This is a genomic window from Cryobacterium lactosi (genome assembly GCF_004403945.1).
GTDB lineage: Bacteria > Actinomycetota > Actinomycetes > Actinomycetales > Microbacteriaceae > Cryobacterium > Cryobacterium lactosi.
In genome coordinates this window covers 1-24480 of the sequence record NZ_SOHM01000033.1, presented here as the reverse complement: position 1 = coordinate 24480, position 24480 = coordinate 1, and the positions used below count along the sequence as shown (strand labels likewise).

Annotated in this window: 19 protein-coding genes; 5 read left to right on the top strand and 14 right to left on the bottom strand. The window is 64.9% G+C overall.

The genetic code is table 11. From position 1 onward, the window contains the following. Window positions 1-7: 7 nt before the first annotated feature. The 4 genes from E3T61_RS22550 to E3T61_RS16305 form a co-directional block, all read right to left on the bottom strand. Window positions 8-484: a type II secretion system protein gene (locus tag E3T61_RS22550; RefSeq protein ID WP_134641918.1), complete on the bottom strand. Its 477-nt coding sequence runs from the start codon at window positions 482-484 to the stop codon at window positions 8-10. A 141-nt stretch (window positions 485-625) separates the two neighbouring features. Then, a complete protein-coding gene (locus tag E3T61_RS16315; protein ID WP_166793279.1) occupies window positions 626-1855 on the bottom strand; it encodes a type II secretion system F family protein in 1230 nt (409 codons plus the stop codon). Then, window positions 1855-3408, bottom strand: a complete 1554-nt coding sequence (locus tag E3T61_RS16310; protein ID WP_134641917.1) for a type IV pilus twitching motility protein PilT — start codon at window positions 3406-3408, stop codon at window positions 1855-1857. Before E3T61_RS16310 ends, E3T61_RS16315 begins: the two co-directional genes overlap by 1 nt. A 29-nt stretch (window positions 3409-3437) precedes the next feature. After that, window positions 3438-5108: a GspE/PulE family protein gene (locus tag E3T61_RS16305; protein ID WP_134641916.1), complete on the bottom strand. Its 1671-nt coding sequence runs from the start codon at window positions 5106-5108 to the stop codon at window positions 3438-3440. 195 nt (window positions 5109-5303) lie between these two features. Between E3T61_RS16305 and E3T61_RS16300 the strand changes: the two genes are divergently transcribed. Further along, the gene (locus tag E3T61_RS16300) at window positions 5304-5537 is read left to right on the top strand and encodes a hypothetical protein (protein WP_134641915.1); all 234 of its coding nucleotides are present in this window, start codon (window positions 5304-5306) and stop codon (window positions 5535-5537) included. A gap of 94 nt (window positions 5538-5631) precedes the next feature. Here the strand turns inward: E3T61_RS16300 and E3T61_RS16295 are convergent, their stop codons facing one another. From E3T61_RS16295 to rpoB, 7 genes are all read right to left on the bottom strand, one after another. After that, window positions 5632-6312 (bottom strand): hypothetical protein, encoded by a 681-nt coding sequence (locus E3T61_RS16295; RefSeq protein ID WP_134641914.1) that lies wholly within the window; start codon window positions 6310-6312, stop codon window positions 5632-5634. A 75-nt stretch (window positions 6313-6387) separates the two neighbouring features. Beyond that, window positions 6388-7086 carry a hypothetical protein gene (locus tag E3T61_RS16290; RefSeq protein WP_134641913.1) on the bottom strand — a complete coding sequence of 233 codons (699 nt, stop codon included), beginning with the start codon at window positions 7084-7086 and terminating at the stop codon, window positions 6388-6390. A 295-nt stretch (window positions 7087-7381) separates the two neighbouring features. Beyond that, the gene (locus E3T61_RS16285; protein ID WP_134641912.1) at window positions 7382-8578 is read right to left on the bottom strand and encodes an Acg family FMN-binding oxidoreductase; all 1197 of its coding nucleotides are present in this window, start codon (window positions 8576-8578) and stop codon (window positions 7382-7384) included. Next, a complete protein-coding gene (locus tag E3T61_RS16280; RefSeq protein WP_134641911.1) occupies window positions 8575-9366 on the bottom strand; it encodes a hypothetical protein in 792 nt (263 codons plus the stop codon). Before E3T61_RS16280 ends, E3T61_RS16285 begins: the two co-directional genes overlap by 4 nt. A gap of 62 nt (window positions 9367-9428) precedes the next feature. Next, complete coding sequence (locus tag E3T61_RS16275; protein ID WP_241992632.1) at window positions 9429-9911, bottom strand: PNPOx family protein; 483 nt, start codon at window positions 9909-9911, stop codon at window positions 9429-9431. Between the two features lie 318 nt (window positions 9912-10229). Beyond that, window positions 10230-14126 (bottom strand): DNA-directed RNA polymerase subunit beta', encoded by a 3897-nt coding sequence (locus E3T61_RS16270; protein ID WP_134641910.1) that lies wholly within the window; start codon window positions 14124-14126, stop codon window positions 10230-10232. A 44-nt stretch (window positions 14127-14170) separates the two neighbouring features. Next, window positions 14171-17662, bottom strand: coding sequence for a DNA-directed RNA polymerase subunit beta (gene rpoB, locus E3T61_RS16265; protein WP_134641909.1), 3492 nt, complete (start codon window positions 17660-17662; stop codon window positions 14171-14173). A 446-nt stretch (window positions 17663-18108) separates the two neighbouring features. On the opposite strand from rpoB, the gene E3T61_RS16260 reads away from it, so the two are divergent. After that, window positions 18109-18978, top strand: a complete 870-nt coding sequence (locus E3T61_RS16260; RefSeq protein ID WP_134641908.1) for a spermidine synthase — start codon at window positions 18109-18111, stop codon at window positions 18976-18978. Between the two features lie 56 nt (window positions 18979-19034). Here E3T61_RS16260 and E3T61_RS16255 read toward each other — a convergent pair whose 3' ends face one another. The 3 genes from E3T61_RS16255 to E3T61_RS22390 all read right to left on the bottom strand — a co-directional run bounded on the left by E3T61_RS16255 (window position 19035) and on the right by E3T61_RS22390 (window position 22462). Further along, complete coding sequence (locus E3T61_RS16255; protein WP_166793278.1) at window positions 19035-19994, bottom strand: metallophosphoesterase family protein; 960 nt, start codon at window positions 19992-19994, stop codon at window positions 19035-19037. A gap of 53 nt (window positions 19995-20047) precedes the next feature. Continuing rightward, entirely contained in the window at window positions 20048-21835 is a 1788-nt protein-coding gene (locus E3T61_RS16250; protein WP_134641906.1) for a CotH kinase family protein, read from the bottom strand. Window positions 21836-21985: 150 nt separating this feature from the next. After that, complete coding sequence (locus E3T61_RS22390) at window positions 21986-22462, bottom strand: hypothetical protein (RefSeq protein WP_241992631.1); 477 nt, start codon at window positions 22460-22462, stop codon at window positions 21986-21988. Here E3T61_RS22390 and E3T61_RS22385 point away from each other — a divergent pair. The 3 genes from E3T61_RS22385 to E3T61_RS16235 all read left to right on the top strand — a co-directional run bounded on the left by E3T61_RS22385 (window position 22442) and on the right by E3T61_RS16235 (window position 24437). Next, window positions 22442-22669: a hypothetical protein gene (locus tag E3T61_RS22385; protein WP_241992630.1), complete on the top strand. Its 228-nt coding sequence runs from the start codon at window positions 22442-22444 to the stop codon at window positions 22667-22669. The genes E3T61_RS22390 and E3T61_RS22385 overlap by 21 nt on opposite strands. Window positions 22670-22812: 143 nt before the next feature. Beyond that, complete coding sequence (locus E3T61_RS16240; RefSeq protein ID WP_134641904.1) at window positions 22813-23946, top strand: PQQ-dependent sugar dehydrogenase; 1134 nt, start codon at window positions 22813-22815, stop codon at window positions 23944-23946. Continuing rightward, window positions 23946-24437: a SprT-like domain-containing protein gene (locus tag E3T61_RS16235; protein WP_134641903.1), complete on the top strand. Its 492-nt coding sequence runs from the start codon at window positions 23946-23948 to the stop codon at window positions 24435-24437. The genes E3T61_RS16240 and E3T61_RS16235 overlap by 1 nt, the downstream gene beginning before the upstream one ends. The last annotated feature ends 43 nt before the right edge of the window (window positions 24438-24480 follow it).

The following is a 24480-nucleotide window of genomic DNA, read 5'->3' as shown; positions in this document are numbered from 1 at the left end:
AGCGGAGCTAGCTGGCGACGCCGGCCGCGCAAGTTCCTTCTTTAACTCCAGTTGCGTCACTGGCGACGAAGGTCTTTCCAGTCACGCTCTTGGCTGTGATGCAGAACGCAGACGAGCCAACAGTCGCGCTGAAAGTGATGGTAGGACGGAGGACGTCAGTGAAGTAGTTGGAAACTCCAGGAAGTGCGTAGCCGTCGGTCGCAAGACCGTCGGCGAAGTCGGCGGCGGTCGGCATTACGCCAGCGTGGGCCGTCGAATACGCAACGACCGCGGTCTTCGCGTTGGAGATGTCGGATTGGACGGCGCTCTCTTTGGCGGTGTTCTGGATGCCCAGGTACACCGGAATGGCGATCGCGGCGAGGATGCCGATGATGATGACGACCACGAGGAGCTCGATCAGGGTGAAACCCTTTTCATTCGATTCGGGGTCGTTGCGGCGGCGGTTCAGTGCGGCGAGGCTGCGAGAGAGCAAGGTGGGGTCCATTCCATAGGTGTTATTAAACTCGCGGTCGAGCCGCTGGAACTTTCATGATATTGGCAGGATATTTTCAGCCACGACCCAAGAAGGAGGGGTATTCTTCGCAATCGCCACCCCACTCCAGGGGACAGAATTCAACCCCGACGGTTACTTGACAGCGCTAGCGATGCTGAAGATTGGCATGTATAGAGCGATGACCATTCCGCCGATCACCACGCCAAGGAATGCGATCAATAGCGGCTCAATCGCAGCAGTGAGTTGCTCAGTGGACGACTCAACTTCCTGGTCATAAAAGTCAGCAATCTTGTTCAGCATGATCTCAAGGGAGCCCGCGTCCTCCCCCACCGCGATCATCTGGGTGACCATTGGCGGAAAGACCGGATGCAAGATGAGCGGCCCGGAAATCGACTGACCCTGCCGTACGGACTCCGCGACCTTCATCAGGGCGTTTTCGATGACCCAGTTACCTGATGTCTCGCCGACGATTTTCAAGGCCTGCAGGATCGGCACGCCGGCGCCGATCATGTTGGCGAAGTTCCGACTGAATCGGGCAACGGCGATCTTCCTCAGCAGGTTTCCGAACACGGGAAGCCTGAGCTTCACCGGGTCCACTCTCATTCGCACCTGCTCGGTGTGCTTGTTCTTGCGCCACCAGAGACCAAAGATGACGCTCGCCACGACCAGCACAGGGACAACGTAGACCATCGCGTGGGAGAGATTAACGAGAATCATGGTCGGCACGGGAAGGCCGCTCCCGAGCCCACTGAACATCTTCTCGAAGATGGGCACGATGAAGATAAGCATGATCATCACAGAAACCAGGGACATGATCAGCACGATCACCGGGTAGGTCATAGCTGATTTGATAGTGCCTCGCAGCTTGACCTCTTTTTCGAAGTTGGCCGCTATCGACTCGAGTGCACCGTCCAAGAAGCCACCAGTCTCACCCGCACGCACCATGTTGATCATGATCGGGGGGAACGACTGCGCATGCTTGGCGAACGCATCGGAGATCGAAACACCGGTCTCCACCTCGTCACGAACCTGAGTCAGGATCTTCGCGAGGGGCTTGCTCTCCGTTTGCTCGGCGAGGATGTTGAGGGTGCGCAAGAGGGACAACCCCGAACCGATCATGGTCGCCATCTGGCGGCTCATGATCGCGAGGTCTTTGAGACCGACACCCTTGCTGAAGCCGGGGATGGAAATCTCGCGGTTGAGACCGGTCCCCTCCGTCGATTCCCTAATCGAGATCGGCGAGATGCCCATTGCTCCGAGGCGAGATGCGACGGCGCCCTCACTCGACGCATCCAGTTTGCCCTTGACGGTCTTGCCCTTGTTGTCGCGGCCGACGTAGGCCCAGGCCTGTGCGGTGGACATCAGCGAGCGGGCTGCGAGTAGTTGTCGCCGTAGTCGATGCCGCCACTCCCCATATTGCGTGAAGGCGAATCGAGGGGGGTCTCAGCACGCTTAATGAGCTGGGCCAGGCTGTCTGCGTCGTGGGCCTTGTCCATGGCCGCCTGCCGGGTAATCTGGCCCGAGTCGACGAGGTCGGCGAGGTGCTGGTCCATGGTGTGCATGCCCTCGGCTCCACCGGCCTGCATCATGGAGGTGATCTGGTGGGTCTTGCCCTCGCGAATAAGGTTAGCGATGGCCGGAGTGGTGACGAGGATTTCGGTGGCCACAACACGGCCCTTGTCATTCGCCTTCTTGACCAGGGTCTGGCAGACGACACCGCGCAGGGTCGCGGCGAGCTGCGTGCGGATCTGACCCTGCTGGTGCGGCGGGAACACGTCGATCATGCGGTCGATCGTCTGCGCGGCATCCTGGGTGTGCAGGGTGGCGAAGACCAGGTGGCCGGTCTCAGCGGCGGTCAGGGCCACCGAGATGGTCTCGAGGTCGCGGAGCTCGCCGATCAGGATGATGTCGGGGTCCTGGCGCAGCACGTGCTTGAGGGCGGCGGCGAAGCTGTGGGTGTCGTGACCCACCTCGCGCTGGTTGACCAGCGACTTCTTGTGCCTGTGCAGGAACTCGATCGGGTCCTCGACCGTGACGATGTGGTCGGGCCGGGTGCTGTTGGCGAGGTCGACCATGGCCGCGAGGGTGGTGGACTTGCCCGAGCCGGTGGGGCCCGTGACGAGCACCAGTCCCCGCGGGAGCAACGAGAAACGACCGACCGACTCAGGCACACCCAGGGCCTTCAGCGGTTTGATCTCGCGTGGGATGAGCCGGAAGGCCGCACCGATCGAGTTGCGCTGGTGGTAGAAGTTCACCCGGAACCGGGCGCCGGCGGCGGTGTAGGCGAAGTCGAGCTCGCGCTCCTCGTCGAAGCGCACTCGGTCGCCGATCGAGATGATGCTGTACAGGGCGGCGTTGACCTTGTCGGGCATCCAGACCGGGAGGCCCTCGATGGGGCGCAGGGCGCCGTCCATGCGCATGGTCGGCGGAGCGCCGACGGTGATGTGCAGGTCGGAGGCCTCCAGCTCGAGCACCAGGGTGAGTGCGTCGATGAGGTCGGGGTCGGCCTGGCGGCCGTCCGGGCCGATCTGCGGGGGTGCCGGAGCGCGCACTGGTGTCTCTGAGACGACCGGCTCGGCACGGATGGCAGCGCGGCGACCCGAGGGGACGTGAACCGAACCGGGTGCGTAGACACGCTCGCCCTGGGGCGGGGCGTAGGTGCTTAGGATCGGCACCGTCGCTGGTTCCACGACATCGAGTTGGAGTGTGGCCACCTGATCCGCCACTGCTGATGTCAGTTTCGGGGCTATAGCGTCGATCTGAACGATGGTCTCATCGACTTCGTCGGCCTGGGCTGCGTCAGCCAACACGGCAGGGGCAACGCTCCCCTCTTCCGCTTCGGCAGCGATTGCGTCCCACCAGGAGACGTTGTCCCCGGGCTGGCTCGCCGGAATCTCATAGATTGGCTTTTCCATGCTGTGTTCCCCTTCGGCACGCGCGAACGCTATGCGACGACTCGCAGAATCTCTTCGATAGATGTCAGGCCCATGCGAACCTTTTCCCAACCGTCTTCACGGAGGGTTATCATTCCTTCGGCCCGAGCCGCCCGGCCGATGTCGGCGCTTGACGCACGTTCAACGGCGAGCCGTTCGATGCCCTCGGTCACGGTCATGACTTCGTGAACGGCGATTCGTCCGCGGTAGCCGGTCTTTGAACAGTTCTGGCACCCGATCGGCTGGTACAGCACCGGCAGGGGCAACTGCGGGTCGTACCCGAATCGGAGGTGGTTGAGTTGGTCGATCGTCACCTCGGCCGGCTGCTTGCACCGGTCGCAGAGCCGACGCGCCAGCCGTTGGGCCACTACGCAGTCCAGTGCGGAGCCCACCAGGAACGGCTCGATGCCCATCTCGGTGAGGCGGGTGATGGCGCTGGGCGCGTCGTTGGTGTGCAGGGTCGACAGCACGAGGTGGCCGGTGAGCGAGGCCTCGATGGCGATCTGTGCGGTCTCGTGGTCGCGGATCTCACCGAGCAGAACCACATCCGGGTCGCTGCGCAGGATGGAACGGAGGGCGCTGGCGAAGGTGAGCCCCGCCTTGACGTTCACCTGAACCTGGTTGATGTCTTTCATGCGGTACTCGACCGGGTCTTCGACCGTGATCACGTTGATCTCGGGCCGAGCGACGGAGTGGAGCGTGGTGTACAACGTGGTGGACTTGCCGGAGCCGGTGGGGCCCGTGACCAGGATCATGCCGTAGGGCTTGGTGTACGACTTCTTGTAGGCGTCGTAGTTGTACTCGAGCAGGTTGAGGTCGTGCAGGCTCATCGTGGTGCTCGAGTTGTCGAGGATTCGCATGACGATCTTCTCGCCCCAGACGGTGGGCAGGGTCGCCACGCGGAGGTCGATCTGACGGCCACCGTGGCTGACCGACATGCGGCCGTCCTGCGGTTTGCGTCGCTCCGCGATGTCGATGTCGCTCATGATCTTGAGCCTGGAGATCACACCGTTCTGGATGCTCTTGGGGGCGTGCTGCATCTCGTGCAGGACGCCGTCGATGCGGTAGCGCACGCGCAGGCTCTGCTCGCCGGGTTCGATGTGGATGTCGGACGCCTTGTCCTGGATGGCCTGACTGACCAGCAGGTTGACGAACCGGACGATGGGCGCGTCGTCGTCGAGGGAATCCGAGACCCCGAAAGAAGTGCTTTCGACCGGAGCCTGCTCCTCTTCCATGGTTGTGGTGAGGTTGCTGAGCTCGTCGTCGGCGCGGTGATATCGCGCGATGGCGGCCAGCAGGTCGCCCCGCTCGGCCACAACCGGGATGATCCGCATATGCGCTGCCTCGCGCATGTCGTCGATGGCGAACACGTTGCCGGGGTCGACCATGGCCACGACCAGGCGACCGGCCTCGATCGTGATGGGCAACACCAGGTGGCGCCGGGACATCGCTGGGGTCACGAGCGAGACGGCCAGCCGGTCGACCGGATACTCCATCAACTCCACGAACGGGAGGCCGGCCTGTTCGGCACGCGCCTTGGCAAATTGGATCTCGGTGATGACCCCGGAGTCGACCAGGGCGCGCACGGCGGTCTCATCGGCGGGGTCTCCGGCCATGAGCGTGTCGAGGTGCTCGATGGGCAGCAGGCCGTGCAAGATCAGGATTTCGGTCAGGGTGGGCATACGACGCTCCCCCTACCGGCGTGTACTGCGAAAACTCGGGAAAACGCCTGATGAGGGTCAGTCGGGCCCGAGGCGTCTGTGGTGACAGCCCACGCTATCGCCGCGGGTTCGGTTGGCGACAGCCCCGCAACAGGGGTCACGGCGGGGCGGCTGCGGGCTGCGGGCTGCGGGCTGCGGGCTGCGAGACTCTTGGACATGGACTCGTTTACGCTGATCAGCCTGTATGCACTGATTCTCTGGGTCATCGTGCCCGCCGTTGGCCTCCTGCTGCTTTACGGTGTCGTGCGCGTAGCGGTGAGCCGCGGATTACGGGACCACCAGAAATGGATGGAGAAGAACCGACCGGGCGGGTGGGCGCCGCCCGAGCAGCGGTCGACGATGGGGCAGTATCTCGGGTTCGGGGTGACACCGTCTGATCCACCACGCTGATTTGCCGTCGCTGTCGGGCCGAAGGGCGCCTTGTGGGGTCTCGACAAGCTCGACCAGCGGGATGGCGTTTCGCAGGGCGGGGCACCGGGACCGCTCAGGCGCCGGCCCAGATGGTGCCGATCATGTCGTGGGTGTAGCCATCCGGACCCGCGTTCACCCACACGGTGGCCAGCCAGATGCCGCCGCGCAGAAAGTGCGACTGGCCGAAGTTGTCGGTGTCGGTGGTGGTTTCGGTGATGCAGCGCAGCCCCCCGAGTTCTTCGTAGCACTCCATGCCGAGCGCTCGGAGGCGGGCCTCCACGGCGGCGGTCTGCGCCTCGGTGACCCAGACCACGTTCGTGGCCACACCCGTGCCTGAGGGCCCAACCGGGCTCACCCAGCGGCAGCTGAGGTGCTCGGTCGCGTTGATGACGGCGAGCAGCTCGGGGTCGTCGGAGCCGTCGCTCACGTCGGCGCCGGGTTCGGTGGTCCACGGCGGGTTGAGCACGAGATCGCCGAATGCGTTGACCATCGCGGGGCTGTAGATCTCGCCGCACGACTCGGGTTTGGGGGTGCCCGGGGCTATCACGGCGGTGGGCATGGCGACCGGGGCCGGTTCCGGCGTCGAGCTGGGCACGGGCCGACCTGCCTCGGGGACCTCGGGAGTGTTCGCGGGCCAGGGCATCGAAACCACCCACACGGCGGCCGCAATGACGAGCACGGTCACGAGGCCGCCGAGAATCAGCAGCACCAGCTGGCGGCCTGGTGTGATCGTCGACTTTCCGTGAACGGGCATGGGGCCTCCCTGAGCGCGATCCTCCCGGAGGATTTTGCGCACAGCATAGCCCGGACCGGGCGAGGCAGGTGCGGGTTAGGCGCCAGCCCAGATCGTGCCGACCATGTCGTGGGTGTAGCCATCCGGGCCCGCGTTCACGTAGTGCGTGGCCAGCCAGATGCCGTCGCGCAAGAAGTGCGACTCCCCCGCTACGCCTTCACCGCTCTCGGCCGATTCGGCCACACAACGGATGCCGCCGAGCTCTTCGTAGCAGTTCTCACCCAGGGCCAGCAGCCGCTGGTGCACCGTCTCGAGCTGCTCGGCCGACACGAAGACCACGTTGGAGGTGAGGCCGCTGCCGGAACCGCCGTCGGGGTTGCCCCAGACACAGGTGAGGTGCTCCGCGCCCTCGATGAGGGTGCTCAGTTCGGCGTCTTCGGTGCCGACCAGCACCCCGGAGGCGGCGTCCTTCTCGGCCCAGTCGGGGTTCAGGGTGCCGGTCTCGTTCAGGGTGGCCAGCATCGCGGGGCTGTAGATCGCCTCGCAGTCGGTGGGGCGAGGCCCGGCGGCCACGGCGGGGGCTGCGGGGGCCACGGCCTGCGGCTCGGCCGTCGCGGACGGCGTGGGGCGGGTTCCCGGCAGGGTGTCGTTGCTGCCGGTGGGCGTGCCCGCTCCCCCGCGCCAGACCACGAGCACCACGATCAGGGCCACGACAAGCACCACACCGACGGCGCCTAGGGCGAACCAGAGCGGGCGCCGGGACGGTGTACCTGTCGGCGACGTTGCAGCACCCATATCGGGGACCCCTTTCGAGAATTTCCCCCAGCCTAGCTGCCCGGATGCGGCGCTCGGCTCAGCGGCAGGCATCCGTCGTGAACGTGGTTCGGGGTCGCACCGGGGTTTGCGGGCGGGGCCGATGGGGGCATGATGGCCACGAGCCACCGTGTGTTCATGACTCCTAGTTGCGCGACCTAGTCCGCACTGTCTGTCATACGGTGGCTCCTCGCATGCTGCCGGACAGTCGCCCGGCATCGGGATCCTCATCCGTTGGGCTCCCGGCCCGCACGGCGCCGACACGGCACGCCACGAATCAGGGCGTGCGCAGGAGGGAGGTCACATCGCGCCTCATGGACACCGGAAACTCCGTCGTGGGGGTTCCGATGCGGAGGAGCATTTGGATCGTTTGCCCGTCGGGCGCGTATGCGTCATGGATTGCCGCATAGGGCACCGCCATTGTCGGGTATTCCTGCAGGACCTGGCTCAACGGTTGCATGACCAGGCCGAGGGTGCGGGCGTGGAGGCTGATCCGCGCGTACAGGATCCCGGCCTCGACCTGCTCCGACCTGGTGTTGCTTGGCGTACTGACGAGTCCGTATGCGGCCGTGTGGTCCACGCCGGCCTCGGTAAGAGCGATCGCATTCCTGGCTCCGGCAGCATCGTCGTTCAGCGCAGGGAAGACGGTGAGGAGGCCTTGGAGCAAGTACTTCTTGACTCCCGTAGTTCCCTGGCCCTCAACGGCGAATCCCGAACGCGCCTCGTTCTTGGCTTGCTCCGTGCCGTGGAACACCGCAGCGCTCTCCGCGGTGGCAGCGCGGTACTGAGTCTCGATGAGGGTTCCCTCGACGGCGAATGCTCCGAGGGCGATCATGTCCTGTTGGTCGCTGAGTATGGAGAGACTTGCCGCAGAGCCCTCGGCGAGGGCCGTCAACGCGTCCGTCTGCGCCACGGTCAGGGGCGCTGCCGTGTACGGGGCCCGATTGGTGTCAGAGAGGAACAGGGACGAGTAGTCATCGGTCGCCACGGATGAGTCCTTTGCCAGGGTCACCCGAGCCACCGGCTGCTGGCTCATCGACTTCTCCAGGTTGGTCTCGTCATAGCTGCCGTCCGGGAACAACTCGAATGAGGCCGAGTACCCAAGCTCCTCCGCAGCGATCCGGAGGTAGGCGAGAAAGGCTCCCTGCGAAACCATGGTCTGCCGTGCATCCGGATCGACAGCCGGGGTGAGTCGGCTCGGGTCGGCATACAGGTCGAGAACGCTTGCATCGGCCTCATCGAGCACAACGTTCCACGGCTGCATGTTGTGTCCGCTCGGAGCCAAGATTGCATGCGCGACCACCTGCATCCGGGCGTCGGTCGACTGCTGGTAATACGTCGCGGTCCACGGTTGGAGGTAGGTCGCGGGAACGAAGATCCCACCGACGGTCAGGATCGCCCCGAGACCCAGCCCGAGCACGCCGGCCACCGCTCCGATCGTGATGAGCAGAATGCGTCGGGTACGGTGCTTCACGGGCGCTCGAAGTGAAGGGTCGCGAGGAACCAACTCAACACACCGACGAGGATCGCCGCGACGATACCGATCGGAATCATGACGCCCCACGACGCTGGTTCGTGCAGGGTCAGCTGCACGAAAGGCGTTATCAGAATAGGCATGCAGGTCAGGAGCAGGAAAACGAGGAAGGCCGCCGCGATCGGGTAGGCGAACGCCCGCCGGCGAAGGAGCCCCACACTGGTCAACACGGCTGCTGGGAGAAAAAACGCATAGTCAAGAATGTGGACGGGGTTTGTGGGCAGAGCCAGGTCTACGACGCTTTGTGGCCTCACGCCATTGAGCAGGGCGGGCAGGTCCTCGGAGAGCCAGAGCAGGCCGAACAGTCCGGCCACCACCAAGAGAGTCCACGCCGCCACCACAGCGGCACGACTGTGCGTGAAGCGCCCTGTCGAACTCTGCCGGTTGATGGATGCCAACCCGCCGATCAAGGCGAAGAGGCTGAGGCCGAGCACCCCGACCCACAACAGGAAGATCGGACCGAACGGTATCGAGAAGGTGTAGATCACGTAGCTGTAGACGGTGAACGCCACCGCCCCCAGGCACAGCAGGCCCGCGCGATACGACCGGCGCAAAGCCAGAATGGCGCAGAGCACGATCGTCGGAGCGACCACGACCGCATTGATGATGTCTTGTGCCAGCGCCTGGTACAGGAACGCCGATGTCAGGTTGTCGTAGATCCCGTCAACCGACAGCCCGACGATGCTGCCGACGAAGGCCAGGGCGGCCGCGGCGATCGACAGACCCAACCAGGTTCTGGCCGCGGCGTTCGCCCGGTGCTGGTCGACGTCGTCTGGCGCAAGGTCCGCAGTCATGGCCGGCCCCTGCCCCCGACATCCCGCACCTTGAACACGGGGAAGTCCGCTGCGATGGTCTCGAACGCCGCCACCGGCTGGGACCGATCGACCGGAATGTGCGGTCGGGCTCCCGGTGCCTGCGCGAGAAAGGCCTTGAGAATCGGCGGGCGAGCAGCCACGGGAACCTCGTCGAGCAGCACCTGTCGCCTGCGTCCCGCGCGAATGACGGCGCTCCCATTCGCAGCCCGAACGTTACGCACCCATCGTGAGCCCTGGCCCAGCATCGAGACCACGTACTCGCCGCCTTCGTAGCGGGCGACCACAAGCGGCAGGGTGAGCAGGGTGCGCGACTTCGGATTGACGGTTTCCAGGCTCACAGCGCCATGGCCGACGATACCGAGTGAGAACAGCCGCGCGCTGACGCGGTTCAGGAACCGCGCCCACCGGTTGGGGCGTCCGCCGGCGTACATCTGCCGGAGGGAGTCTTCACGATTCACGATCCACCGCGTGTCCTGGAGATGAAGCTGGTCTTCATGGGGCTCAGCGTATCCGCAGGATGGCGCCAATCACCGGGTGGGACTGTCGAAACCGGTGAACATGCGTGCAATCTGCGATCAGCTCACGGGGCATCCAGCGACGGCAGGTTATGGGGAAGAAAGCCGGAAACTAGGATCGAATGTTCAATTCCGTCCTTCTAAGGTCACTTTTTCCTTTTTTGCCCGGCGTGCGGGATCTCGACAAGCTCGATCAACGTGGGGCCTTAACGGGGAATGGCCCCCTGCCGAAGCAGGGGGCCATCCGGGAATCAACCTCGGTTAGTTGTACGTACCGGGGGTGAAGTCGTCCGACGAGAAGCTGTCGAAGTCGACGAAGCTCAGGTCACCCTCGGTGAACGCTGCATCATCGGTGAAGATGCGGTTCGGGTAACGCTCAGCCTTGGCTTCATCCGTTGCCTCGACGTTGACGTCGCGGTAGCGGGGAAGACCGGTGCCGGCCGGGATCAACTTACCGATGATCACGTTCTCCTTGAGGCCCATCAGCGGGTCGCTCTTGCCTTCCATGGCCGCCTGGGTCAGAACCCGGGTGGTCTCCTGGAAGGAAGCGGCCGACAGCCACGACTCGGTTGCCAGCGAAGCCTTGGTGATACCCATGACTTCCTGACGAGCCGAAGCCGTCTTCTTGCCCTCGGTGAGCGCGGTGCGGTTGAGTTCGTTGTACTTCAACCGGTCAACGAGCTCGCCCGGCAGCAGGCCGGTGTCGCCGTGCTCCACAACAGTCACCTTGCGAAGCATCTGACGAACGATGACCTCGATGTGCTTGTCGTGAATCGGCACGCCCTGCGAACGGTAGACATCCTGCACGCCACCGACGAGGTGCTTCTGCACCGCGCGGACACCCTTGACTCGAAGAACTTCCTTCGGGTCGACGGCGCCGATGATGATCTGCGTGCCGAGCTCCACGTGCTGGCCATCCTCAACGAGGAGGGTCGCACGCTTGAGAACCGGGTAGGCGATGGCTTCGTCACCGTTGTCGGGGGTCAGGATCACCTTGCGGCTACGATCCGTGTCCTCGATGGTGATGCGGCCGGCAACGTCGACGATCGGCGATGCACCCTTGGGGGTACGCGCCTCGAAGAGCTCCTGCACCCGGGGCAGACCCTGGGTGATGTCGTCTGCGGATGCGGAACCACCGGTGTGGAAGGTACGCATGGTCAGCTGCGTGCCGGGCTCACCGATCGACTGTGCGGCGATGATGCCGACGGCCTCTCCGATGTCCACGAGCAGGCCGGTAGCGAGCGAACGGCCGTAGCAGACCGCACACACACCGACAGCAGACTCGCAAGTCAGCACCGAGCGCACCTTGATGTTCTCGACGCCGGCCAGAACCAGCTTCTCGATCATCACGTCACCGACGTCGTCTCCGGCGTCAGCAACGACCTCGCCCTTGGCGTTGACCGCGGGGGCGGCCAGGCTGCGAGCGTAAACCGCGTTCTCCACGTTGGGGTGACGCGAGAGGTTCCCCGCGGCATCCTTCGTGGCGATCGGCAGGTCGAGACCCTTGGTCGTGCCGCAGTCGTCTTCGCGGATGATGACATCCTGCGAGACGTCAACGAGACGACGCGTGAGGTACCCGGAGTCTGCGGTACGCAGAGCGGTGTCGGCCAGACCCTTACGAGCACCGTGAGTAGCAATGAAGTACTCGGCGACGGACAGGCCTTCGCGGTAGCTCGAGATAATCGGGCGAGGGATGATCTCACCCTTCGGGTTGTTAACCAGACCACGCATACCGGCGATGTTTCGCACCTGCAGCCAGTTACCACGAGCACCAGAGGTGACCATCCGGTTGATCGTGTTGTCAGCCGGGAAGTTCGCCTGCATGGCCGCGGCGACGTCTTCGGTCGCCTTGGTCCAGATCTGGATGAGCTCCTGACGACGCTCGAGGTCGGTCGTGAGACCCTTCTCGAACTGCGTCTGAACCTTCGCGGCCATCTTCTCGTACGTACCGACGATCTCCTTCTTGTTCGGAGGCGTCAGGATGTCGCTGAGCGCGACGGTCACACCGGAACGGGTGGCCCAGTAGAAGCCGGCGTCCTTGATGCGGTCGAGCGTTGCCGCTACTTCCACCTTCGGGTACCGCTCTGCCAGGTCGTTCACGATGGCCGAGAGGGTGCCCTTGTCGGCAACCTTCTCGAAGTACGGGTAGTCAGCCGGCAGCGCCTCGTTGAAGATGGCGCGGCCCAGCGTGGTGTTCACCAGGACGGTTCCGACAGCCTGACCATCGACCAGCTCGACACCGTCGGGCTGAGTGCCCTCGGTGAAGTACAGGTCGGTGATGCGGATGCGCACCTTGGCGTTGAGGTCGAGCGACTTCTGGTCGTGGGCCAGGATGGCCTCCGAGACAGAGGTGAACGCGCGGCCCTCGCCGGTGACGCCTTCCTTGAGCGTGGTCAGGTGGTGCAGACCAATGATCATGTCCTGTGTGGGCAGGGTCACCGGACGACCGTCGGACGGCTTCAGGATGTTGTTCGACGCGAGCATCAGGATGCGCGCTTCGGCCTGGGCCTCCATCGACAGCGGCAGGTGCACAGCCATCTGGTCACCGTCGAAGTCAGCGTTGAACGCCGCACAGACGAGGGGGTGCAGCTGGATGGCCTTACCCTCCACGAGCTGAGGTTCGAAGGCCTGGATACCGAGGCGGTGCAGCGTGGGTGCACGGTTCAGCAGAACCGGGCGCTCACGGATGATCTCCTCGAGCACGTCCCAAACCTGCGGGCGTGAACGCTCCACCATGCGCTTGGCGGCCTTGATGTTCTGAGCGTGGCTCAGGTCGATCAGGCGCTTGATCACGAACGGCTTGAAGAGCTCCAGAGCCATCTGCTTGGGCAGACCACACTGGTGCAGCTTCAGCTGCGGGCCGACGATGATGACCGAACGGCCAGAGTAGTCAACACGCTTACCGAGCAGGTTCTGACGGAATCGACCCTGCTTACCCTTGAGCATGTCGCTCAGGGACTTGAGGGCGCGGTTACCAGTACCCGTGACCGGGCGACCACGACGACCGTTGTCGAACAGTGCGTCAACGGCCTCCTGCAGCATCCGCTTCTCGTTGTTCACGATGATCTCGGGGGCACCGAGGTCAAGCAGACGACGCAGACGGTTGTTGCGGTTGATCACACGACGGTAGAGGTCGTTGAGGTCGCTGGTCGCGAAACGGCCACCGTCGAGCTGCACCATCGGGCGCAGTTCCGGCGGGATGACCGGCACGACGTCGAGCACCATCGCGGCCGGCGAGTTGCCGGTCATGATGAAGGCGTTGACGACGCGCAGACGCTTGATGGCGCGGATCTTCTTCTGACCCTTGCCCTCGGCGATCTGCAGGTGCAGGTTTTCGCTCTCGGTGACCAGGTCGAACGCCTCGAGGCGCTTCTTGATGGCCTCGGCGCCCATGTAGGCCTCGAAGTACATGCCGAAGCGGTCCTGGAGCTCGTGGAAGACGGAGTCTTCCGGCTTCAGGTCGCCGACCTTGAGGGTGCGGAAGTCTTCCCACACACGCTCGAGGTGAGCGATCTGCTCGTCGGCCGACTTGCGGACCTGGGACATCTCCTTCTCGGCGGCGTCCTTGGTGCGCTTCTTCTGGTCGCTCTTGGCGCCCTCGGCCTCCAGTGCTGCGAGGTCGGTTTCGAGGCGCTGCAGGCGGTCGGCGATGCGGGAGTCGCGTGAACCTTCGAGGGTCTTGATCTCGAGGCGCAGTTCGTTCTCCAGCCCAGGCATGTCCTGGTGGCGACCGTCTTCGTCGACCTCGATGACCATGTAGGCAGCGAAGTAGATGACCTTTTCGAGGTCCTTCGGAGCCATGTCCAGCAGGTAACCGAGACGCGAGGGCACACCCTTGAAGTACCAGATGTGCGTGACGGGGGCGGCGAGCTCGATGTGGCCCATGCGCTCACGGCGCACAGACGACTTCGTGACCTCTACGCCACAGCGCTCACAGACGATGCCTTTGAAGCGCACTCGCTTGTACTTGCCGCACGAGCACTCCCAGTCGCGGGACGGTCCGAAGATCTGCTCTCCGAAGAGGCCATCCTTTTCGGGCTTCAGCGTGCGGTAGTTGATGGTTTCGGGCTTCTTGACCTCACCGTGCGACCAACGACGGATGTCGTCAGCGGTGGCCAGGCCAATGCGAAGCTCGTCAAATGTTGTTACGTCGAGCAATTTCTCTCCTTGGAAAGTTTTCGAGTATTCGTCAGTGGCCTGGTTTAGATGTCGTCGATTGACGACGACTCAAACCGGGTGGAAATGTTGATGCCCAGCTCCTCCGCTGCGCGGAAGACCTCGTCATCCGTGTCGCGCAGGCTGACTGCGGTTCCATCGGCCGAGAGCACCTCGACGTTCAGGCACAGCGACTGCATTTCCTTGATCAGAACCTTGAAGCTCTCGGGGATACCGGGTTCCTGAATGTTCTCGCCCTTGACGATGGCTTCGTACACCTTGACGCGGCCGAGGATGTCGTCCGACTTGATGGTCAGGAGTTCCTGCAGGGCGTAAGCGGCTCCATATGCTTCGAGCGCCCACACCTCCATCTCACCGAAACGCTGTCCACCGAACTGCGCCTTACCACCCAGCGGCTGCTGCGTGATCATGGAGTACGGACCCGTCGAGCGTGCGTGAATCTTGTCGTCGACAAGGTGGTGCAGCTTCAGGATGTACATGTATCCGACCGCGATGGGCATCGGGTACGGCTCGCCGGAGCGGCCATCGAACAGCTGCGTCTTTCCGGTCGAGTCGATCAGGCGGTCGCCGTCGCGAGTCAGAGTCGTCGAGTCGAGAAGACCGGCGATTTCCTCCTCGAGCGCGCCGTCGAACACCGGGGTCGCGACCTTGGTGTTCGGGGCTGCACTGTGCGCGGCTTCGGGAAGACGGCCGGCCCACTTGGGCTTGCCCTCAACCTGCCAGCCCTGCTTGGCGATCCAGCCGAGGTGGGTCTCCAGGACCTGACCGAAGTTCATTCGGCCGGGGATGCCCAGCGGGTTCAGGATGATGTCAACCGGGGTTCCGTCGGCGAGGAACGGCATGTCCTCGACCGGCAGGATCTTGGAGATGACACCCTTGTTGCCGTGACGACCGGCGAGCTTGTCACCCTCGGTGATCTTGCGCTTCTGGGCGATGAAGACCACAACACGCTGGTTGACGCCCGAGCCGAGCTCGTCGTCGCCATCCTGCGAGTCGAAGACCTTGACACCGATGATGGTGCCACGCTCACCGTGGGGAACCTTCAGCGAGGTGTCGCGAACTTCGCGGCTCTTCTCGTTGAAGATCGCGCGCAGCAGGCGCTCCTCGGCGGAAAGCTCGGTCTCGCCCTTCGGCGTGACCTTGCCCACGAGGATGTCGCCGGGGCGAACCTCGGCTCCGATGCGGATGATGCCACGCTCGTCCAGGTCTGCAAGCAGATCCGGGGAGACGTTGGGCAGGTCGCGAGTGATCTCTTCCTTACCCAGCTTGGTGTCGCGCGCGTCAACTTCGTACTCTTCGATGTGAATCGAGGAGAGAACGTCGTCCTTCACCAGGTTCTGGCTCAGGATGATGGCGTCCTCGAAGTTGTGACCCTCCCATGACATGAATGCCACGAGGAGGTTCTTTCCGAGAGCGAGCTCACCCTGGTCGGTAGCGGGACCATCGGCGATGACCTCGCCGGCCTCGATACGGTCGCCGGCGTTGACGATGACGCGGTGGTTGTAGCTGGTGCCCTGGTTGGAGCGGCTGAACTTGCGCAGGTAGTAGTCCTGCGTTCCACCCTCGTCGAGCTGGATGGTGACGACGTCAGCCGACACCTCCATGACCACACCGGACTTCTGTGCGGTGAGCACATCACCGGCGTCGATGGCCGCGAAGCCCTCCATACCGGTTCCGACCAGCGGGCTGTCGCTGAGCAGCAGCGGCACAGCCTGACGCTGCATGTTGGCACCCATAAGTGCGCGGTTAGCGTCGTCGTGCTCGAGGAAGGGGATGAGCGAGGTCGCGACGGACACCATCTGGCGCGGCGAGACATCCATGTAGCCGATGTCTTCTGCGGGGAAGAGGTCAACCTCTCCACCCTTCTTACGGGCCAGAACGCGGCCCTCAGCGAAGCGGGCTGCCTTGGTCAGCGGGGCGTTGGCCTGCGCGACGATGTACTCGTCTTCCTCACTTGCGGTGAGGTAGTCGATCGTCGTGGAGACGACACCGTCGATGACACGACGGTACGGGGTCTCGATGAAACCGAAGGCGTTGATCCGCGCGAACGAGGCGAGCGAACCGATCAGGCCGATGTTCGGGCCTTCCGGGGTTTCAATCGGGCACATGCGGCCGTAGTGGGACGGGTGAACGTCTCGCACCTCGACGCCGGCGCGGTCACGGGACAGACCACCCGGGCCCAGCGCGGACAGGCGACGCTTGTGCGTCAGTCCGGCGAGCGGGTTGTTCTGGTCCATGAACTGCGACAGCTGCGACGTACCGAAGAACTCCTTGATCGCGGCGACGACGGGGCGCACGTTGATCAGGGTCTGCGGGGTGATCGCTTCGATGTCCTGCGTGGTCATGCGCTCGCGAACGACGCGCTCCATGCGGGACAGGCCGGTGCGCACCTGGTTCTGGATGAGTTCGCCGACGGCGCGGATACGACGGTTACCGAAGTGGTCGATGTCGTCGATGTCGATGCGGATGTCGGTCTCGACACCTTCACGGCTGCCGCGGATCGTGGTCTGGTTGTCGTGCAGCGCAACCAGGTACTTGATCGTGGCCAGAATGTCCTGGAGCGTGAGAACGGAGTCGGTGAGCGGCGCCTCGAGGCCCAGCTTGCGGTTGATCTTGTAACGACCAACCTTGGCCAGGTCGTAGCGCTTGGAGTTGAAGAAGAAGTTGTCCAGCAGCGCACGCGCGGCCTCGGCGGCAACCTGCTCGCCCGGGCGCAGCTTGCGGTAGATGTCCTTGAGGGCTTCTTCCTTGGTGAGGATGTTGTCCTTCTCGAGGGTGAGCTCGATGGACGCGAAGCCCTTGAACTCCTCGAGGATCTCTTCGGAGGTGAGTCCGAGGGCCTTGAGGAACACCGTGACCGACTGCTTGCGCTTGCGGTCGATGCGAACGCCGACCTGGTCGCGCTTGTCGATCTCGAATTCGAGCCAGGCACCACGGCTCGGGATGACGCGGGCGGAGTAGATGTCCTTGTCGGAGGTCTTCTCCTGCTCGCGGTTGAAGTACACACCCGGGGAGCGCACCAGCTGCGACACGACGACACGCTCGGTGCCGTTGATCACGAAGGTGCCCTTGGGGGTCATCAGCGGGAAGTCGCCCATGAACACGGTCTGGGTCTTGATCTCACCGGTGAGGTGGTTCATGAACTCAGCGTTGACATACAGCGGTGCGGAGTAGGTCTTGCCCTTTTCCTTGCACTCGTCGATGGTGTACTTCTCCGGCTCGAGCTCCGGGTTGGTGAAGGACAGCTGCATCGTTTCGCTGAGGTCCTCGATCGGAGAGATCTCCTCGAAGATCTCGTCGAGGCCGGTGCGGGCGTTCAGGTCGTGGCGACCTGCGGCCTGCGCCTCGGCGAGGCGGGCTTTCCAGATGTCGTTTCCGACAAGCCAGTCAAAGCTCTCGGTCTGCAAAGCCAGCAGATCGGGAACCGTGAGGTTGTCAGAAATCTTTGCGAACGAAAGACGGCCAGCGGCTCGTCCGTTCTTGGGTGAATTGGTGGTTGCGTTGCGCGCAGCAGCCAAGGAAGTAACCTCCGTGGACCCCGTCAGGTCTAATCACTGTTAGTAATTTGGTATGGACTCCGCAGATCCTGGGCGGGGATGTCCATCCTTCATGTGAGGACATCCGGCTCAGAAATGTGCTGCAAGGTGGCTTGAGCACGCAAAGCCGACCGCAATATGAAGGCAGAGTTAAATCTGGGAGCGCAAAGGTCAACTATATGCCGTTGACGCGCTCGTGTCTACCGGAATGTTGACCTTCGCCAAATTCTCAGGTATAACCCGGTTTCGCGCGGCCGGCTGGAGCGGCAGGGCGGGGTGTTGAGTTGCTCCATTGTGCCCCATCCCGGCGGATGCCGCTGCCACCCCGTGCGCGTCGGCGCGGCGCGCTGGCGGCGAGAAGTCAGTTGGGGCTGGTTGTGGCCTGAGCTTCGGGGCGGATGCGGCGGCGGGGCTGTCAGACTGGGGGCATGAGCAGGGGCGAGCACGAACATCCGACGATCACGCTGAAACTGAGCGGGCACCAGGCCGTGATCGAGCCCGACCGGTTCACGCCGGGCAGCTACCAGCTGGTGGTCGACGGCACCCCGCAGTCGCACGTGAACATCGACAACCCCGACGAGCTGTTCTTCGAGTACATCCAGCGCATCGGGCACGTCATCGACCTCATCGGCGACCCGGGCGAGGCCATCACGGCCGTGCACCTGGGCGCCGGCGCCCTCACCCTGCCCCGCTATGTGGAGGCCACCCGGCCCGGCTCGAGGCAGCAGGTGGTGGAGATCGAGAGCGACCTGATCGACTTCGTGCGCGCCGAACTGCCCTGGGACAAGCGCGCCAACCTGCGCGTGCGGCACGGTGATGCCCGCGAGGTGCTCGGCAAGCTGCCCGCCGGACTGCACGGCTCGGTGGACCTGCTGGTCGTCGACATCTTCTCCGGCGCCCGCACCCCCGCGCACGTGACCAGCCGCGAGTTCTACGAGCTCGCCGCTCCCCTGCTCTCGGCCCGGGGCGTGCTCGCGGTGAACGTGGCGGATGGGCCGGGCCTCGCATTCGCCCGCGGCCAGGCGGCCACCCTGTCGGCGGTCTTCGGGCATGTGATCGGCCTGGCCGAGACGCAGGTGCTCAAGGGGCGCCGGTTCGGCAACATCGTCTTCGTCGCCGCACACACCCCGCTCGACCTGCACTGGGTGCCGCGACTGCTGGCCGGGGGCCCGCATCCGGCGAAGGTGGTCGAGGGCGCCGAGCTGGCCCAGTTCATGGCGGCCGCGTCGGTGTCCACGGATGCCACGGCCACGCCGTCGCCGCTGCCCGGCCGCACGGTGTTCCAGATCGGCAACTAGAGCCCGCAGCCGGGCCGTCCGCTCGTCGGATGCTGGATGGCCGGGCGACCCTCGCTCTAGCGGCTGAGCCGGATGGTGTCTTCGAGCGTGCTCTTGCCCTCCGCGTCGGGCCGGTAGTACTGCAGCACGAACTGATCGGCGGTCGCCTCGATCACGCTCGCTCCGGTGCCGTCCAGACAGAGCCGGCTCCCCTCGCGCAGCTCGAGGGGACACTCACGGTAGTTGGCCGTGCCGCCGAGGCCGGCCGTGAGGTAATGCAGGCCATCGACGACGACGTCCTCGTAGATGTGCTGATGGCCCGCGATGACGATATCCGCCCCCCACCCGGCGTAGTCCCAGCCGGCGGTGGGCCGCATCTCCCGGTTGTCCTCGTGCACACCGGAGGTGTACGCGGGGCGGTGGAACAGCACCACGTTCCAGGCATCCGGCCGGGCGGCACGCTGGTCGGCGAGGGTTTCCTTCAGCCAGCCCCGTTGGATCTCCAGTTCCTCCGGAGTGGTCTCGCTGTCCAGCACGAACAGCGTGACGTCCCCGACATCCTGCGTGTACCAGCGCTGCTGCGCGTCGGCGGCCGTGCTGAGATAGGGGAAGGCGGCGCGGTAGGCGTCGAGCCCGGCACCCGCGTCGGTGTAGTCGTGGTTGCCGAGCGTGGGCCACAGCGGGGGCGTACCCTGCCCGTCCCGGCCGCGATCGAAGTAGCCCCACACCGATTCGGCATACGGAATACAGCCCGCTACGTTCTGGCTGTTGTCTCCGGCCGTCACGATGGCGTCCACAGCCCAGGCGTCGGCCTGATCAGCGGCCCATTGTTCGCCGGCGTCGCACGTGCCGAAGTCGGAGATCAGCGCCAACCGGGTCGGCGGCGGCGGAGTCGGCTCTGCGCTTGCGGAGGGTCTCGAGTCGGAGTTCGCCGGGGGCAGGGGAACGCACCCGGCCAGAACAAGAACCGCAGCAGCGAAGGCGGCCACGGCCGCGCCTGTCCGGCGGGCCCGGCGGCCGTGCACTGTTCTTGTCATCCACATCCTCACTTCTGACAGTCCGCTGATTCAGTTCAGCACGTCGACGCTGCCTACGGCAATGACGGAAGCGCCGGCACCGCCTTGGCCAGCAGGCGCACCTGGATGGCCTCGATTTGCTTGGACTGCCCCGTCGTTCCCGCTGTCGCACCGTTGCTCACCCACGGCTGCCAACCGATGTCCTGCACGTGGGTGCGGTACGAGACGTCGTATTGGGAAGCCAGCTCTCCGGTCAGGCGGAACTGGATGGCCTCCATCTGCAGGGCACGGCCGGTCGTGCCGATGTTGGAGGTATTGGTCCAGCCCATCCAGCCGATGTTCTGAACGTGGGCGTTGGCCTCGATGTTCGCGACCGCAGAGGATCCCGGTGTCTCGAGGATGAACGCTTCCATCTGCCTGGCCTGGCCGAGCGTGCCCGCCACCTGGCCGGTGTTCACTTTGCGCTGCCAGCCCACGTTCTGCAGGTGGCCCTTGTATCGGAGCATCGGCGTGGCGCCCTGCTCCTTGAGCAGCATCGTGGCCCGCGTGGTGAGCCAGTCGCGCAGGTAGCCGACCTCGCCGGCGTAGGTGTCGCTGTAGTTCTTGCCGAGGCCGGCGATCAGCAGCGTGGGCTTGCCCAGGATGGGCCACACGGCGAAGTTCGCAGCGGCGGAGGCCGTGATCTCGCTCTCCCAGCGGGTGATCTTGGCCGGCATCAGACCGACCTCCTGGGAGATGCCCGCTTGCCACAACTCGTTGGCGCGCTGCACGAACTCCTTGGAACGGAACAGGTCGAAGTAGAATCCGTTGCCCTGTTGGCGCAGAATCTGCGCGTTCTTCGCATAGTCAGCCTGCGCATCCGAGCCGAGGGACGGAGCGCGGTCGTAGTTGCCCAACGCGCTGTCGAAGTCCCACACCGGCCCGGCGAACAGTTTGCTGGCCGGTCCGTTCTTGTAGAAGTAGACGCTTGACTGGGTGATCTCAGGGTTGGCCGTCTGTTCGAACACGTAGTAGAACTTGACGAACGAGTCGACGTCGATCAGGGCGCTCAGCGCAACCCAGTCCACCTGCGGCGCTGCCAGTATCGCGTCCACCTTGTTCAGGGTGCTCTGGATGTCGTTCCAACCGGCTTGGGTCGCGGCGGGCAGCGGCCCCTCGCCGGCATCCGGAACACCGGACTTCGAGTCCTTCAGGACGAACAGTGTCTTGCTGGTTGTGGTCCGGAAGTTGTGGGGTTCGGCCAGGCCGTAGTTGTTATCCAGCTCGACCAGCACTCCCGTCGGGTCGGTGAGGTCAACGCGGTTGGCCTTGACCTCGGTCTTCTCGCTGATCAGATAGTTGCCGAGGTAGGTGCCGTTGACACGGAGGTCGACCCACCTGGACTCCGGCGAGTAGGCCAGCCCGATTGAATTGGCCAGGTCGAAGGCCGCTCTGTTGCGCATGAGGGATGCGTCGGCGGCGTTGGCCAGAAGGATCCAGGTCTTGGAGGGAGCCATGCCCAGAACAGCGGTGTTGTCCTTGAACTTGATCTGGTACGGCTTCTTGGGAAGGTTCCAGGTGTAGTTGCCCCGGCCCTTGATCTCGCCGACAACGGGCACGGCGATGTTGCTCACCCCGGCAGGGTCTTCGATGGTCATCGTGGTCGCGACCTTGTTGTCCTTGGACGAGTGCACGTAGCTCAAGGTATTGTGCAAGGCGTCTGGGTCGCTGAGGGTGATGTTCAGGGTCGGCAGGTTCGGTGTTTGTGGTGCGGCGGTAGCGTGTGGCAGATCACCGACATTGACGAGGGTGATGGTGAGGGCGGCGGTCATCGTGAGGACCAACGCTCGCAGGGTGCGACTCTCGCGAGACAGTATCTGCATGGGGGAGGCCTTTCGTGGGTTCCTAACACTCGGGACATGTCGGCGGTTGGAGAAACGGCGTCAGCGTTGACGACGATGCCCGTCTGCTGGCACACCATACGCCCGTGCTGAGAAATCCTCAGGATCTTCTCGAGACGGCGTCTTCGCCGCCTAACCGGTGTGTGAGAGGAGAACTCGCCGCTCGGGGGCCGGAAAGCTCGAGACATACCCCCGATAGGGCGTCAGCCCCTCGCCGCCGGGGTTACGCTGGAGGGGAACCCGACCTCCCCCGCGGCACCCCTCGGCCGCCCTGTCAAGGACATCATCCTGACCATCATCACTGGCTACGACGCCGTCACCCTCCGGGAAAAAGTCGACCTTCCCGCCGCCGCAGAACGTCTCGACGACCTCGGCCAACTCCGCAGCCTCTCGGCGCTGAATGAGAAGGTCACGCTGCTGCGCCTGCTCGACCGCCTGGACGAAGCCCTCGAGATCGCCAATCAGGCGTTGCGCCAGGCCCGGTTCACCGGTGACCGGCAGGATTTCGTGCTGTGCCGCATCCGTCGCGCCCAGGTGATGCAGTTTCAGGGCAAGCTCGAGGAGGCCGCGTCTGAGCTGACCCAGTGCGTGCTCGAATCGGAGACGCACGAGTGGAACCTCACCGCCGCGTTCGCCCGGGAGACCCGTGGCAAGGTGCACTTCGACCAGGACGACCTCGACGGCGCCCTGGCCGATTTCACTGCGGCTGTGTTCCTGCGGGACAAGTCCGGCGCCTCGCCGGACGAGCTGGAGAGCGCCCTCATCGCGGTGGCCGTGGTGGAGTCGTTCATCGGCGAGCGCCGCGCCCTGCGCTGAGCTGCGCGGGGCACGCGCCGGTACGCGGGTGGCGCGCCACCGGCACAGCGGCGCCTGACCCGCATAACGGCATCCGGCCGAGCGCCCGATCACCGGCTCGAATCTGAGAAATTCCAAGACTTTCGTGGCATTCTGCAGGAGATATGCATCACAGACGGGTTTGGGGCGGCGTGGTCGCCGCGGGCATGGTGACGCTGTTGTGCGCCTGCACGGCGAGCGCTCCGGTGCCCAGCGCCAGCACCACCACGCCGGCGCAGCCCACCCCCGAGGCCAGCGCACCGGCGACGGATGCCGTACCGGTGCGCCCGTCCGGTGAGCCCGTGGTGATCGCGGAAGGGCTCGACGCTCCGTGGTCCATCCTGCGGTTGCCCGGCGGCGCCACCCTGATCAGCGAACGCGACACGGCCCTCGTGCGCGAGTTGCTCCCGGACGGCAGCCTGCGCGACGCCGCGACCGTCGCCGATGTCGATCCGAACGGTGAGGGCGGGCTGCTCGGGCTGGCCTACCTGCCGCCGAGCGGAGCCGACGGCGGCTGGGTCTACGCGTACTTCACCGCCGCATCCGACAACCGCATCGTGCGGATGCCGCTGACCGGCACCGCGGGCAGCATCGGCCTGGGCGCGCCGGAGCAGGTGCTCTCCGGCATCCCTGCCGCCGGCAACCACAACGGCGGGCGTATCGGCTTCGGGCCGGACGGCCTGCTCTATGCCACGGCCGGTGATGCGGGCGACACCGACAACGCCCAGGACCTCGGCTCGCTGGGCGGCAAGATCCTGCGGATGACCCCCACCGGGGAGGTTCCGGCCGACAACCCATTCGGAAATCTGGTCTATTCCTATGGGCACCGCAATCCGCAGGGCATCGCCTGGGATTCGTCCGGGCAGCTCTGGGTCAGCGAGTTCGGCCAGAACACCTGGGACGAACTCAACCTGATCACCGCCGGCGGCAACTACGGCTGGCCCCTGGCCGAGGGCTCGGACGGCGGCTCCGGTTTCACCGACCCGGTGCGCCAGTGGTCCACCGGCGAGGCGAGCCCGAGCGGCCTGGCCATCGTCAACGACACAGTGTTCATGGCCGCCCTGCGCGGCGAGCGGCTCTGGCGTATCGATCCCTCCACAGGCACGGTCGACGGCTGGTTTGTCAACAGCTTCGGGCGGCTGCGTGATGTGGTGTCCGGTCCCGATGGCACACTGTGGTTCGTGAGCAACAATACGGATGGCCGAGGCACCCCCGCCCCCGGCGACGACCGTCTCTACCAGGTGGAGGTGAGGCCCTGATGGCCGATCTGTTGCGAGTGCGTCGCTGGGCTGACGCGCTCATCACCCTGCACCTCGATGCCACCTGGACCTTCGACTTCGACAACGCCAAGAAGCGGGCCGGGCTGTGCAACTTCACCGCGAAGAAGATCACCGTGTCGCGCTACCTCGCCGCCCGGTACGGCGACGACGAGATCCACCAGATCCTGCTGCACGAAGTTGCGCACGCCCTGGCCGGCGCCCGGGCCGGGCACGGCCCGGTCTGGCGGAACGTGGCGGTCGGCCTCGGCTATGACGGCAAGCGCACCCACGACGGCGAGATCGCCGACGATCTGGCCCCGTGGGTGGGTACCTGCGCCGCCGGCCACACGCATTACCGGTATCGGCAGCCGACCCGTCCGTTGGCCTGCGGTCTCTGCGGACGCGGTTTCACCGCCGCGCACGTGATCACCTGGACCCGGCGCGAGATCACCGCGGCCGCCCGGCGCCAGGCCGCCGCCGCCGCGCGCTGACCTGCCGCCGGCCGTGGCGCCGGCGGACCCGCGGTGACGGAGG

Bases quoted from the DNA above. Each gene is read 5' to 3' on its own strand.
- E3T61_RS16305 (WP_134641916.1), bottom strand. From the start codon at position 5,108: ATGCCCACCCTGACCGAAATCCTGATCTTGCACGGCCTGCTGCCCATC.
- E3T61_RS16290 (WP_134641913.1), bottom strand. From the start codon at position 7,086: ATGGGTGCTGCAACGTCGCCGACAGGTACACCGTCCCGGCGCCCGCTC.
- E3T61_RS16300 (WP_134641915.1), top strand. From the start codon at position 5,304: ATGGACTCGTTTACGCTGATCAGCCTGTATGCACTGATTCTCTGGGTC.
- E3T61_RS16250 (WP_134641906.1), bottom strand. From the start codon at position 21,835: ATGCAGATACTGTCTCGCGAGAGTCGCACCCTGCGAGCGTTGGTCCTC.
- E3T61_RS16310 (WP_134641917.1), bottom strand. From the start codon at position 3,408: ATGGAAAAGCCAATCTATGAGATTCCGGCGAGCCAGCCCGGGGACAAC.
- E3T61_RS16240 (WP_134641904.1), top strand. From the start codon at position 22,813: ATGCATCACAGACGGGTTTGGGGCGGCGTGGTCGCCGCGGGCATGGTG.
- E3T61_RS16315 (WP_166793279.1), bottom strand. From the start codon at position 1,855: ATGTCCACCGCACAGGCCTGGGCCTACGTCGGCCGCGACAACAAGGGC.
- E3T61_RS16235 (WP_134641903.1), top strand. From the start codon at position 23,946: ATGGCCGATCTGTTGCGAGTGCGTCGCTGGGCTGACGCGCTCATCACC.
- E3T61_RS22550 (WP_134641918.1), bottom strand. From the start codon at position 484: ATGGACCCCACCTTGCTCTCTCGCAGCCTCGCCGCACTGAACCGCCGC.
- E3T61_RS16295 (WP_134641914.1), bottom strand. From the start codon at position 6,312: ATGCCCGTTCACGGAAAGTCGACGATCACACCAGGCCGCCAGCTGGTG.
- E3T61_RS16260 (WP_134641908.1), top strand. From the start codon at position 18,109: ATGAGCAGGGGCGAGCACGAACATCCGACGATCACGCTGAAACTGAGC.
- E3T61_RS16255 (WP_166793278.1), bottom strand. From the start codon at position 19,994: ATGACAAGAACAGTGCACGGCCGCCGGGCCCGCCGGACAGGCGCGGCC.